Origin of the sequence: Yoonia sp. 67-2 (assembly GCF_035117555.1) — a bacterium.
GTDB lineage: Bacteria > Pseudomonadota > Alphaproteobacteria > Rhodobacterales > Rhodobacteraceae > Yoonia.
This window is the reverse complement of sequence record NZ_JAYKPK010000003.1, coordinates 144,015-156,171: the sequence shown is the minus strand read 5'-3', so window position 1 is coordinate 156,171 and position 12,157 is coordinate 144,015. Positions and strand designations below refer to the sequence as shown.

13 protein-coding genes are annotated in these 12,157 nt (G+C 59.3%); 9 read left to right on the top strand and 4 right to left on the bottom strand.

The features are described from left to right. The first annotated feature begins 54 nt into the window (after positions 1 to 54). A complete protein-coding gene (locus VOY09_RS06205; RefSeq protein ID WP_322893532.1) occupies positions 55 to 1,233 on the top strand; it encodes a cytochrome P450 in 1,179 nt (392 codons plus the stop codon). A gap of 37 nt (positions 1,234 to 1,270) precedes the next feature. Further along, positions 1,271 to 1,702, top strand: a complete 432-nt coding sequence (locus tag VOY09_RS06200; protein WP_322893531.1) for a hypothetical protein — start codon at positions 1,271 to 1,273, stop codon at positions 1,700 to 1,702. 71 nt (positions 1,703 to 1,773) lie between these two features. Here the strand turns inward: VOY09_RS06200 and VOY09_RS06195 are convergent, their stop codons facing one another. Together VOY09_RS06195 and VOY09_RS06190 are read right to left on the bottom strand one after the other, a co-directional pair. Continuing rightward, complete coding sequence (locus VOY09_RS06195) at positions 1,774 to 2,163, bottom strand: DUF4168 domain-containing protein (RefSeq protein ID WP_322893530.1); 390 nt, start codon at positions 2,161 to 2,163, stop codon at positions 1,774 to 1,776. 140 nt (positions 2,164 to 2,303) lie between these two features. After that, on the bottom strand, positions 2,304 to 2,765 hold the full coding sequence (locus VOY09_RS06190; protein ID WP_322893529.1) for an Lrp/AsnC family transcriptional regulator: 462 nt from the start codon (positions 2,763 to 2,765) through the stop codon (positions 2,304 to 2,306). A gap of 136 nt (positions 2,766 to 2,901) precedes the next feature. On the opposite strand from VOY09_RS06190, the gene cysG reads away from it, so the two are divergent. The 6 genes from cysG (at position 2,902) to VOY09_RS06160 (ending at position 8,417) form a co-directional block, all read left to right on the top strand. Next, the gene (gene cysG, locus VOY09_RS06185) at positions 2,902 to 4,293 is read left to right on the top strand and encodes a siroheme synthase CysG (RefSeq protein WP_322893528.1); all 1,392 of its coding nucleotides are present in this window, start codon (positions 2,902 to 2,904) and stop codon (positions 4,291 to 4,293) included. Continuing rightward, on the top strand, positions 4,293 to 4,601 hold the full coding sequence (locus VOY09_RS06180; protein ID WP_322893527.1) for a DUF2849 domain-containing protein: 309 nt from the start codon (positions 4,293 to 4,295) through the stop codon (positions 4,599 to 4,601). Before cysG ends, VOY09_RS06180 begins: the two co-directional genes overlap by 1 nt. A 63-nt stretch (positions 4,602 to 4,664) precedes the next feature. Next, positions 4,665 to 6,335 (top strand): nitrite/sulfite reductase, encoded by a 1,671-nt coding sequence (locus VOY09_RS06175; RefSeq protein ID WP_322893526.1) that lies wholly within the window; start codon positions 4,665 to 4,667, stop codon positions 6,333 to 6,335. Beyond that, complete coding sequence (locus VOY09_RS06170; protein WP_322893525.1) at positions 6,325 to 7,056, top strand: phosphoadenylyl-sulfate reductase; 732 nt, start codon at positions 6,325 to 6,327, stop codon at positions 7,054 to 7,056. The genes VOY09_RS06175 and VOY09_RS06170 overlap by 11 nt, the downstream gene beginning before the upstream one ends. Before the next feature lie 37 nt (positions 7,057 to 7,093). Then, on the top strand, positions 7,094 to 7,504 hold the full coding sequence (locus VOY09_RS06165; RefSeq protein WP_322893524.1) for a DUF934 domain-containing protein: 411 nt from the start codon (positions 7,094 to 7,096) through the stop codon (positions 7,502 to 7,504). A 64-nt stretch (positions 7,505 to 7,568) separates the two neighbouring features. Beyond that, on the top strand, positions 7,569 to 8,417 hold the full coding sequence (locus tag VOY09_RS06160) for a ferredoxin--NADP reductase (RefSeq protein ID WP_322893523.1): 849 nt from the start codon (positions 7,569 to 7,571) through the stop codon (positions 8,415 to 8,417). Positions 8,418 to 8,601: 184 nt separating this feature from the next. Here VOY09_RS06160 and VOY09_RS06155 read toward each other — a convergent pair whose 3' ends face one another. After that, positions 8,602 to 9,192: a hypothetical protein gene (locus VOY09_RS06155; RefSeq protein ID WP_322893522.1), complete on the bottom strand. Its 591-nt coding sequence runs from the start codon at positions 9,190 to 9,192 to the stop codon at positions 8,602 to 8,604. 193 nt (positions 9,193 to 9,385) lie between these two features. On the opposite strand from VOY09_RS06155, the gene infC reads away from it, so the two are divergent. Beyond that, positions 9,386 to 9,931, top strand: coding sequence for a translation initiation factor IF-3 (infC, locus tag VOY09_RS06150; RefSeq protein WP_416236736.1), 546 nt, complete (start codon positions 9,386 to 9,388; stop codon positions 9,929 to 9,931). Positions 9,932 to 10,020: 89 nt separating this feature from the next. On the opposite strand, the gene VOY09_RS06145 is transcribed toward infC, so the two are convergent. After that, entirely contained in the window at positions 10,021 to 12,063 is a 2,043-nt protein-coding gene (locus VOY09_RS06145; protein ID WP_322893521.1) for an OmpA family protein, read from the bottom strand. Positions 12,064 to 12,157 lie beyond the last annotated feature (94 nt).

Sequence of the window (12,157 nt, the reverse complement as noted above, 5' to 3'; positions counted from 1 at the left end):
AAAGGCAGCGAACATCCTCTTGCATCAGCCCGACAGGCACGGCACATCTGCGCCATGCAGAGATATCAACAATCCCCGACCGACCCGGTTTTTATTCAAAATCCCTATCCGTTTTACGACAGCTCGCGTGCGGCGGGCGATTTCTTCTGGTGGGATGAATATGCCATGGCCTGCGCCGTCTCGCACAAGGCCGTGCATGCCGTTTTGCGCGACCGGCGCATGGGGCGCGAATGCCCGCCCGAACTGGCACCAGAGATCCCTGATACGCTGCGTCCGTTCTACGATATCGAGGCGCATTCGATGCTAGAACTCGAACCGCCGCGCCATACCCGCCTGCGCGGTCTGGTGCTGCGCGCCTTTACCAGCCGCACAATTGCCGCTCTTGCCCCACAGATCACGCAGCTGTGCAACGATCTGGTCGATCGTTTCCCAACAGAGCCTTTCGATCTGCTGACCGCCTATGCGCAACCTGTGCCGGTGATCACCATCGCGCGGCTGTTGGGTGTGCCAGAGGATCGTGCCGATGATCTTTTGCGCTGGTCCAATGCGATGGTGGCGATGTATCAGGCCCGCCGCACGCCCGAGATTGAAGCGGCTGCCATCACGGCCTCTGCCGAATTTGCCGATTTCATGCGTGGCTATATCGCCATCCGGCGCAAGACACCTGCCGAAGACCTGATCTCGACCCTGATCGCGGCAGAAGAAGACGGCGAAAAACTGACCACGGATGAGTTGATCACCACCTGTATCCTGCTGCTGAATGCCGGACACGAGGCGACGGTGCATACCCTTGGCAATGGCACCAAGACTTTGCTGGAACAGAATATCCGCGACATCAGCGATGCAAGCGTTGAGGAAATCATCCGCCATGACCCACCGCTTCATATGTTCACCCGCTGGGTCTATGAAGATGTGGAAATTTGCGGGCAAAACTTCAAACGCGGCGACCAGATCGCCTGTCTGTTGGGGGCCGCGAACCGCGATCCTGCGGTTTACGCTGACCCGGCGACATTCGATCCCGCCCGCAAGGGACCGCAGAACACCAGCTTTGGCGGTGGCATTCATTTTTGCGTCGGTGCGCCGCTGGCCCGGCTTGAGCTGAAGATCGCGCTGGAGGTGCTGTTCGCACGTTGCCCCGATCTCGCCCTGGCCGCCGCGCCGCAATATGGCGATGTCTATCATTTCCATGGGCTGACCCGGCTCATGGTCACAACGGGTTCGGCGGGATCATGATCAATTTACATTGGTTTGCGTTGTCAAATCGCAGGGTATGTCCTATTTCAAAGCCATGAAAACAAAAACGCTCGCCTTCGCGACCCGCGCCCCTGCCCTGCTGACCTGTCTGGCAGCGGCCTTTGTGACATCTGCGACCTTTGTTGCCGCCCAGGATGACGAGGTCCCGCAAAGCTGGGTGCCCGAAGTGCTGGTCATGCCCGAAGATATCGAGGTTCTGACCGACCGCGCCATCGGGTCATCCTTGCGGATGTTTTCGTTCAGCACCGCGACCGATGTCGATGCGCTGATCGATGATTGGGAAGATGACCTGCGCGAGGCCGGCTATACGATTGTCGCGGCCGAGGTTGAAACGCTGGAAAACGTGATCGAATTTTCCGGCCCCGGCATCAACAATGCCAAAATCGCAGTGACGCCATCGACCATTGATGATCGTCATGTGGTGGAATTTGACGCCACCCTGCCCTGATATGTGCCACAAGGCGCAAAAAAGCCCGCCATGGTCAAACCATGGCGGGCTTTGGTCATTCTAGGGGGGGCTTACTGCTCCAGACGTTCCACGATCTGCGCGGTCAGTTCAGGGTCAGCCTGCGCCATGGTCAGGATTTCGACATAGCGATCAACGGTGATCCCATCGACGGCCTCAACCACGCTGGCCTTTTCGATCTGGGCCTCTTCCAGCAACAACTGCTGGGCCTGCGGATCGGTTTCCTGCTCCAATTGCGGCGCATATTCCGCATCGATCGCGATCACATCTTCATAGGCGGTGGCAAAGGCGTCGATCTCGGCGCTGCTCACCTCTTGGGCCATCGGTGCGGTCTCTTGCGTGACAGGTGGCGTGGCGGGTTCGGCCTGTGCCATCACGGTGACAGGGGCTGCTGCAAACAGGGCTGCAACGGCAATCGCGCTGATCTGGGTGATACGTGTCATGTCGATCTCCTTAGGTTGGTTCATGTTTGCCACGCGGTCTTTTGCGCGGTCAGCAAACACCTAAGACCTCGATTAGCCTTGTGCAAAACCCTGCGCGAAGAACCGCTGGACCCGGCGATTTCTTCGGCATTTTCACGCCGTCAAAGCGGCAGCGCCACGGTGGATTTGATCTCCTCCATCGACAGCAAGGCCGTCACATTATGCACTTTCACCTCTGATATCAGCGCCTGATAGAACGTGTCATAGGCGCGCGCATTCTTGACCCGGACCTTGAGGATGTAGTCGATATCACCCGCCAGACGGTGCGCCTCCTGCACCTCGGGCCGGGATTTCAGCGCCGCAAGGAACCGCGCCTGCCAGTCCTTGTCATGTTCGGATGTGCGGATCAGGACGAAAAAACAGGCCTCGAATCCCAGTTTTTCAGCATCCAGAATCACCGTCTGCTGGCCGATCACGCCTGCCTCTCGCAGCTTGCGGATTCGGTTCCAGACAGGGGTTTTAGAGGACCCGACTGCCTTGGCGATATCATCGAGCGACTGGGCTGCATCTGCCTGCAAAGCCGCCAAAATTTTCCGGTCTGTCGCGTCGATCCGCAAGGCCATTCCTGTTTCTCCGTTTTTGCAGGACGCATGGTCCAAATTTCACGTCTCGCAGAACGAATGTCCTTTAGTGACGCCTGGGGGCAGCAAATAGCAGGATAATGTTCTATGTTGAAGGCAAGAAATCGAAGGACGCACTATGCAGCACTTTCCCATCTTCCTTGCCGTCGCCGGTCGTCGGATCGTTCTGTCCGGTGGTGGCGATGCCGCCTTGGCCAAGCTGCGCCTGTTGATGAAGACAGAGGCGCATCTGACCGTGATCGCCGCCGAAGTCGCGCCCGAGATTGACGCGTGGCGCGCCGCAGGCAAATTGCGCGTGATCGCGCGTGCGATGGAACCGGGCGATACGCTTTGCGCTGCGCTGTTTTATGCCGCCAATGAGGATGACGCCGAGGATGCCCGCGTTGCGGCCATCGCGCATGCCGATGGGGCTTTGGTCAATATCGTCGATAATCTGGCGGACAGCCAGTTCATCACCCCCGCCATCGTGGATCGCGACCCTGTGGTCGTGGCCATCGGGACCGAAGGTGCCGCCCCCGTCCTCGCCCGCGCGATCAAGGCGGATATCGAGGCGCGGTTGCCGGTGTCGCTTGGTATCCTCGCGCGGATCGGCAAGACCTTCCGCCATGCGGTCGATGTGCTGCCGATGGGCCGCAAACGGCGCGATTTCTGGGCTGATTTCTATTTTCAGCGTGGGCCAAAGGCGATGTCTGATCAAGGCACGGTTGGCGTGATCACCGCTTTGGAAAGCCTGTTGGATGACCACATCACAGCGCGCGCCAAGGCGGGACATGTCGATCTGGTCGGCGCTGGCCCCGGTGATCCCGAACTGCTGACGCTCAAGGCGCGCAAGGCGCTGGATAAGGCCGATGTGGTGATCCACGACAATCTCGTCACAGGCGAGATACTGGAACTGGCGCGGCGTGAGGCGATTATCATTGATGCGGGCAAACAGGGTTTTGGCCGTGCGATGGCGCAGGAAGATATCAATGCGCTGATCGTGCAACATGCGCTGGACGGGCATCATGTGGTGCGGCTCAAGGCTGGCGATCCAACCGTGTTTGGCCGCTTGGATGAAGAAATCGAAGCGATAAGTGACGCAGGTATTTCCTATACTATCGTGCCGGGGATCACTGCCGCGTCGGCTGCAGTCGCCGGCATCGGGCAGAGCCTAACCAAGCGGGGACGTAATTCCTCGGTCCGGTTCATCACTGGCCATGATACCAAAGGTTACGCCGATCACGACTGGCGCGCGCTAGCCACGCCGGGTGAAGTTGCCGCCATCTATATGGGTAAGAAAGCCGCCCGTTTCATCCAGGGCCGTCTGCTGATGCATGGCGCCGATCCGGCAACACCGGTGACGATCATCGAAAACGTAAGCCGAGCAGATCAGCGTGTGATCGCGACCTGTCTGGCGGAACTCGAACCCACATTGACCCGCGCCGCGCTGACCGGCCCTGTTGTTACCTTCTACGGTCTTGCCCCGCGCGATGCGGCGGCAGCGGCCACCCAGATCAAGGAATTCGCATAATGCCCCGTTTCACCCCCAAAGTCGTCACCGCCAATGCGCTGCTGGCAGGCGATGCCGTCTGGCTGACCGAGGATGACCGCTGGTCGCCGCTGATGTCCGAGGCGGAACTGATCACGGACGAGGCCCATGCCGATCTGCGCCTGTTGCAGGCGCGCGCGCGGGCGTCGGAAATTGCCGGTCCCTATCTGGCCGATGCCCGCATGGGTGATGATGGCCCGGAGCCCGTGCATTTCCGCGAGGCGTTCCGCACCACCGGCCCGTCCAATTATCCGCACGGCAAACAAGTTGAAACGCAGTCCCGGACCTGATCCGGGACCTCCACGCCAGACAAAGGTCCCGGATCAAGTCCGGGATGCGACGGAAAGAAACCTATGTATATCTATAACGACTTTGACGAAACCTTCGTACGCACCCGCGTCGCGCAATTCCGTGGGCAGGTAGAACGCCGCATTGACGGCTCCCTGACCGAGGATGAATTCAAGCCCCTGCGCCTGATGAATGGCCTTTATCTGCAACTCCACGCCTATATGCTGCGGGTCGCGGTGCCTTATGGCACACTGAACCCGGCACAGATGCGCCAGCTCGCCATGATCGCGGACCGTTGGGACAAAGGCTATGGCCATTTTACCACGCGCCAGAACATCCAGTATAACTGGCCGAAACTCGGCGATGTGCCGGATATGCTGGAGGCTTTGGCCGATGTCGGCATGCATGCGATCCAGACCAGCGGCAACACGATCCGCAACGTGACCGCCGACCATTTCGCCGGTGCCGCCGCGGATGAGATCGAGGACCCCCGCGCCATCGCTGAATTGCTGCGCCAATGGTCCACCGATCATCCCGAATTCCAGTTCCTGCCGCGCAAGTTCAAGATCGCGGTGACAGGTGCGGCCGAGGATCGCGCCGTGACCCGCGCCCATGACATCGGTCTGGTCGTCGTGCGCAATGACGCGGGTGAAATCGGCTATCAGGTCATCGTCGGCGGTGGCCTTGGCCGCACGCCGATGGTCGGCAAGGTGCTGCGCGAGTTTGTGTCCAAGTCGGACCTTCTCGCCTATGTCGAAGCCATCGTCAGCGTCTATAACCTGCTGGGCCGCCGCGACAATAAATACAAAGCCCGGATCAAGATCACCCTGCATGAAAACGGGATCGAGACGATACGCGATCTGGTTGAAGAACGGTTTGTCGCGATCCGCGAAGGGTTCAACGGCTATGATCAGGAATTGCTGGCAGAGATTGAAAAATCCTTTGCCCCGCCCGCCTTTGTGACCAAATCCAGTGATGGGTATGAGGCTGCACGTCTGGCCAATCCTGCCTTCAGGTCATGGACCGACACCAACCTGACCGCGCATAAGGCACCGGGCTACGCCATCGTGTCGATCAGCATCAAGAAACATGGCGCGACGCCCGGCGATGCGACATCCGACCAGATGCGTGTGATGGCCGATCTGGCCGAGCAATACGGCCACGGCGAATTGCGGATCAGCCACGAACAGAACGTGATCCTGCCGCATGTGCATCAATCCGACCTTCCCGCCATTTATGCGGCGCTGCGCAAGGCCGAACTGGCGACGGCAAATATCGGGCTGGCGTCCGATATCATCGCCTGCCCCGGCATGGATTATTGCGCGCTGGCAACGGCGCGGTCGATCCCCATCGCGCAGCAGATCGCCACGCGGTTCGATGAATTGAAGATCGAACATGACGTCGGCCCGCTGAAGATCAAGATTTCCGGCTGCATCAATGCCTGCGGGCATCACCACGTCGGCCATATCGGCATTCTGGGCCTCGACCGTGCGGGTGTGGAAAACTACCAGATCACGCTGGGCGGTGACGGGACACAGACCACGACAATCGGCGAACGTGCTGGCCCCGGTTTCAGCGCAGAAGAGATCGTGCCTGCGATTGAACGGCTGGTGACAGGCTATCTCGACCTGCGCGCCAGCAAGAAAGAGACGTTCTTGCAGACCTATCGCCGTCTGGGTCTGACCCCGTTCAAAACCATTCTTTACCCAAGCGAGGATAAAGCCGATGCTGCATAAGAAAGTCACAGACTGGCAGGCCGAGGCGGTGCAGGAGCAATCCGACGCCGCGACAATCCTGCGCAACGCGCTGCATGACCCGCAATTGGGGCGTCTGGCGATGGTGTCATCCTTTGGCGCGGAAAGCGTTGTTCTGTTGCATATGGCCGCCCAGATCGACCGGCACCTGCCGGTGATCTTTCTCGATACCGAAATGCTGTTTGCCGAAACGCTCGAATATCAGCGGCGCGTCGCCTTTCACCTTGGCCTGACCGATCTGCGGGTGATCACGCCCAACCGCAACGATGTGCTGCGCGAAGACGTGGACGGTTTGCTGCATCAGGCCAACCCCAATGCTTGCTGTGATCTGCGCAAGGCGCGGCCTTTGGCGCAGGCATTGGACGGGTTCGACGGCTGGATCACCGGGCGCAAGCGGTATCAGAACGGCGAACGCGCAACATTGCCTTTTTATGAAAAAGACGGCGCGAAGATCAAAATCAACCCGCTCGCGAATTGGGGCACAGACGACCTGCGCACATATATCGAAAAACACGATCTGCCGCGTCATCCGCTGGTGGCACAAGGCTATCCGTCGATTGGGTGCAGGCCTTGCACCACGCGCGTTGGCGCAGGCGAAGACCCGCGCGCAGGCCGGTGGCGGGGCAGTGAAAAGACCGAATGCGGGATTCACTTTGAAAACGGCAAAATCGTGCGGCCTTTGGCCGAAAGAACGAGTATTTGAAACAAAGCGAGGACAGGGCCTGCGCCTTGATAAAACCATGAGCATTATTGTGACCGACACAGGCTTTGCCGCCGATGATTGGACCGGGCCTTTTCAGGTGTTGGACGACAGCCTGCCTGATGCGGCGGGCTATGCTGTTGATCTGCCCTCTGACACCGATCCGGCAACATTGGCGCGGCTGACCAATGCGCCGATGATCCGCATTGATTTCCCCAGCTTCGCTGACGGGCGCGGCTTTACCTTGGCCGCAATGCTGCGCCGCGCCGGATTTCAGGGCCGGTTGCGCGCGCGCGGCCATGTCTTGGCCGATCAATATGCGATGGCGCGCCGGTCCGGTTTCGACGAGGTCGAGATTGACGATGCCATGGCAGAACGCCAGCCGCAGGATCAATGGCTGGCCCGTGCCGATTGGCAACAGAACCATTATCAGGCCCGTTTGCGCGGCTGACCCTTTCCCTGACCCAGATCAATGACTAGACAGAGGATGGCCCTATATGGGTCATGAGTAAACTATGACAGAGCAGAGCCCCGTGAACCACGCCAGCGCCAAAATCGTCCCGCAATTGCCCGATATGCAGACCGTGACAGCGGTGCAGCATTATACGGACCGTTTGTTTTCCTTCCGCATCACCCGCCCCGCCACCATGCGGTTCCGGTCGGGCGAATTCGTGATGATCGGGCTGATGGGCGATGAGGACCCAAACACAGGCAAGCGCAAACCGATCATGCGCGCCTATTCCATCGCCTCCCCGTCCTGGGATGAGGAATTGGAGTTTTATTCGATCAAGGTGCAGGACGGCCCGCTGACCTCCAAACTGCAACATATCGCGGTGGGTGACGGGTTGATCCTGCGGCCCAAGCCAGTGGGCACGCTGGTCCATGACGCGCTGCTGCCCGGCAAACGGCTATGGTTCTTTGCGACCGGCACCGGCTTTGCGCCTTTCGCCTCGCTGTTGCGCGAACCGCAGACCTATGAGGATTATGATGAGATCATCATCACCCATACGTGCCGCGAAGCAGGCGAACTGACCTATGGCCGCGATCTGATCGAAGGGCTGAAAAGTGATGAATTGCTCAATGAAGTCATCGGCGACGGGTTCTGGAAAAAGATCAAATATTACCCCACCACGACACGCGAAGAGAGCGCCAAGATGGGCCGGATCACCGATCTGATGCGCTCGGGCGAAGCGTTCCGCGATCTGGGCGTGCCGGTGATATCGGCTGAGAATGACCGGGCGATGATCTGCGGCAATCTGGCCTTCAATCTGGAACTGAAAGAAATGCTGGAAAGCTATGGCCTGAACGAAGGCGCCAATTCCAATCCGCAGCAATATGTCGTTGAAAAAGCGTTTCTCGATTAACGCAGGTTGGGTTCAGTCTAGAGCTGTATCCGATTGTGCAGCGTCTGATTTAAGTCGTTGATAATGAAAGTGAATTAGGCAAATTGCCAATTGGCAATTTTTCCGGTTTCGGCATCATCCGCCATCAGACCCTGCAACGCAAAAGGCCGCCCTGACAGGGCGGCCTTTGTGAGTTTGGGATGGTTTACTGGCCCAGCACCTGACTGATGCGTTCCAGCACCGGCTGCAGCAATGTCGGGCTGTTTTGTGCGGCGGTGACAGCTGAAATCAGCGTCGTCTTTTCCTGCTCGCCAAGGTTCGAACCCTGGATCAGAGCAATCACCTGATTGGCGTCGAAGCCGTCAACGGTCAGCAACTCGTCTGCAGAAGCAGCCACATCCGCGCCGGTATCTTCCAACGCATCGCTCGTGTTTTCGATGGCGTCCTCGGTGGCGGTGGCAGCGTCTTCGATGGCTTCTTCGACAGCGGCGGCAGCGGCCTCTGCTTCAGCGGCGGCGGCATCAGCAGCGGCTTGCGCTTCTGCTTCGGCAGCGGCACGTGCTTCTGCTTCGGCGGCAGCGGCGGCCTCTGCCTCGGCGGCGGCGGCTTCTTCTGCGGCAGCCTGTTCAGCTGCAGCTTGCTCGGCGGCGGCCTGTTCAGCGGCGGCTTGTTCTGCAGCGGCAGTTGCGCCTGTCAGTACACCGATGGCTGCATTTGGGCCGCGGCCTTCGACAGCGGATTGGTAGCCAAAGAAACCGATGACGGCCACGATGATCAAGATTGCAAGAGCTCTCATGGTCTTAGTCCTTCTTCAATAGAGATGGGCCACAAGCAGCCCCCGTGGCGGGATATGTCAGAAGTCGCGTTAAAGTGGAAGAGGGAACCTTCCTGCAAAATAAGCCCGAAACTGCATGATAGCGGGTTGAAGCGCGGCCAAAGCAGGTTTAGTTTCCGCTGCAACATTCTGGAATAATCAAAGGATCAAGACCATAGGACGCAGACCCCACAACGCGCCACCCCAGCGCGAAACAGGCCCCCGGATCAACGAACGGATCAGAGGGGCCGAAATCCGGCTTATCGGTGCAGATGGCGAGAACGTCGGCGTAGTCACGCCCGAGCGCGCCATGCAGATGGCCGAAGAAGCCGGGCTGGACCTGGTCGAAATTTCGCCAAATGCGGTCCCGCCGGTCTGCAAGATCATGGACTTTGGCAAGTTCAAATACGAGACCCAGAAAAAAGAAGCCGAAGCACGCAAGAAGCAGAAGATTATCGAGATCAAGGAAATCAAGTTCCGCCCGAACACGGATTCCCATGATTACGAAGTCAAGATGCGCAGCGTTTTCAAATTTCTGGAGAATGGCGACAAGGTGAAGATCACCCTGCGCTTCCGTGGCCGTGAAATGGCGCATCAGGAACTGGGCCGGCAATTGCTGGAACGTGTCGCCGAGGATACGAAAGAAGCCGGCAAGGTCGAAAACTTCCCCAAGATGGAAGGCCGCCAGATGGTCATGCTGATCGGGCCAATGTCGAAGTAATTCGCTCGGGTGCGTGATTTCACCACCCTACATATGCAAAAAGGGCGGCTCAATGAGCCGCCCTTTGTCGTTTCAAAGATGCTTGGCGATTACCGCAGCAGCGTCGTGATGTTGCGGATCGCCACACGCCGGTTGGCGCGTTCGGATTGCAGCGTTGCGACCTTCAGGAAGCTTTCACCGTAACCTTGGGTGATCAGGTTTTCCGGCGGCACGCCAAAGAATTCCGTCAGGGCCAGCGCCACGGTTTCCGCACGCCGGTCAGACAGCGCAAGGTTCAGCGAGGCCGGACCAGTCGCATCTGTATGCCCTTCGACCAGAAATACCTGGCTTGGATCATTCTCGATGATCCCGGTGATCGCGAGACCGAGATCGGTCAGACCTTCGGCCTGATCGCTGGCAATCGCTGCCGAGCCGGAGGCAAAGGTCAGCGTATCGAGTTCGACCACCGGTGCGAGACTGCGGACTTCCTGAATCGAGCGCACCTGATTAAGCGAGAAGGTCCGATCAAATCCAGCAGGCCGTTCACGTGCAGCCAATGCTTCACGCAATGTCGTGACGTCGATCCGCGACGGATCGGTTTCCATGAAATAGACGGGCGCGGGTGGCAGCTGCGACACGACGACCGGGGCAGAGCCGACAGTGTCATTGAACAATTCGACCTGCGTGCCATCAGGCATCAGACGCGCACGACGCTGGACGGTGCCGTCAGCACCACGGATGGTAATGATCCGGCTGCCATCTTCACGCTGCACGATGCTGCGGGTTGATCCATCGTTGAACGTCTGGGTTTCAACCTGATTGCCGGGCTGGCGCAGCAGCACGTCATCATCTTTCAGCACGACGAAATTTTCGCCCCGCTGCACGACGACACGGTCGCCGGAATTGGAAACGACCCGGTCACCATTGCGCATGACAGTCCCGACAACAGCCGCGCCCAAACCGACGAGAAGTGCCTTCTGGAAGGTAGACAGACCGTCGCGGTCATCATTATCCACAACGGGTGCCTGCTCCGCAGTGACGCTGTTGGCAAAATCTTCCGTGCTGGAGCGTACCGTTTCCTCGGTCACCGTTTCGGTTTCAACTTCAGCCCCCTCAGGTGCCGTTTCGGTGTCGAGTTCGGCGGCAGCTGCGGCGGATTCAATCGGTGCTTCTTCAACCGTTTCTTCGGGCGTTTGTGGCTGAGCAGCCATCTGCTCTTCCACGGTGGTCGGTTCGACAAGAGGTGGCGCAGCTTCCGCTTCGACCTGCGCTTCAGCGCCAGCTTCGGCCTCAGCAGCGGCTTGGGCTTCCGGTGTTACCTCTGTCTCGGCAGTCGCTTCTGTTTCAGCGGTGGTTGCTGCTTCTGCCTCGGATGTCGCGGCTTCGCTTTCAGCCGCGGCTTCTGCTGCAAGTTCTTCATCTGTCATCGCTTCTGCTGCGGCAGCATCTTCCGTGGCAGTGGTTTCATCTGCGGTCGTTTCTTCCGCAGCGGCAGCATCTTGCTCCGCAGCAAGGGCAGCATCGGATTCTGCAGCAGCTTGCGCTTCAGCAGCAGCTTGCGCCTCAGCGTCAGCAGCAGCTTGAGCCTCCGCTTCAGCGGCAGCCTGAGCTTCTGCTTCGGCGGCAGCTTGGGCTTCTGCGGCAGCGGCAGCTTCGGCTTCCGCTGTGAGACCGGCTTCCAATTCAGCTTCTGCAGCATCGGCGACAGCCTCATCTGCAGCGGCCTGCGCCTCGGCGTTCGTTGCATCATTGGCGGCAGCCTCGGCGGCGGCGGCTTCTTCAGCGGCGGCAGCGGCTGCGGCGGCCTCTGCTTCGGCGGCAGCAGCAGCGGCGGCTTCAGCCTCTGCGGCGGCGGCAGCTTCAGCCTCTGCGGCGGCGGCAGCTTCAGCCTCGGCGGCGGCCGCAGCTTCTGCGGCGGCGGCACCTTCTGCCTCGGCGGCAAGAGCCGCTTCGGCCTCGGCCGCGGCGATGGCCTCTTGCATCATATCAAATTCGGATTGATCTGCGATCACCGCGCCATCGACGCTGAGACAGGGAAATTCGGGGGCATCGCCGCAGGCGTCAACCTCGGCCTGTTGGGCGAACATTGGTGTTGTCACCAATGCAAGGCTGACGACCAAAGACGTCGTCGATTTTAATTTTGAATAGCGCATTTTAAACCCTCATCATAACAACCGCTCACAGGAGCGTCGCTAATGGGTATAACACTGAGGGATACGGAAGGTTCCGCCCAACACAGGGGTCGGG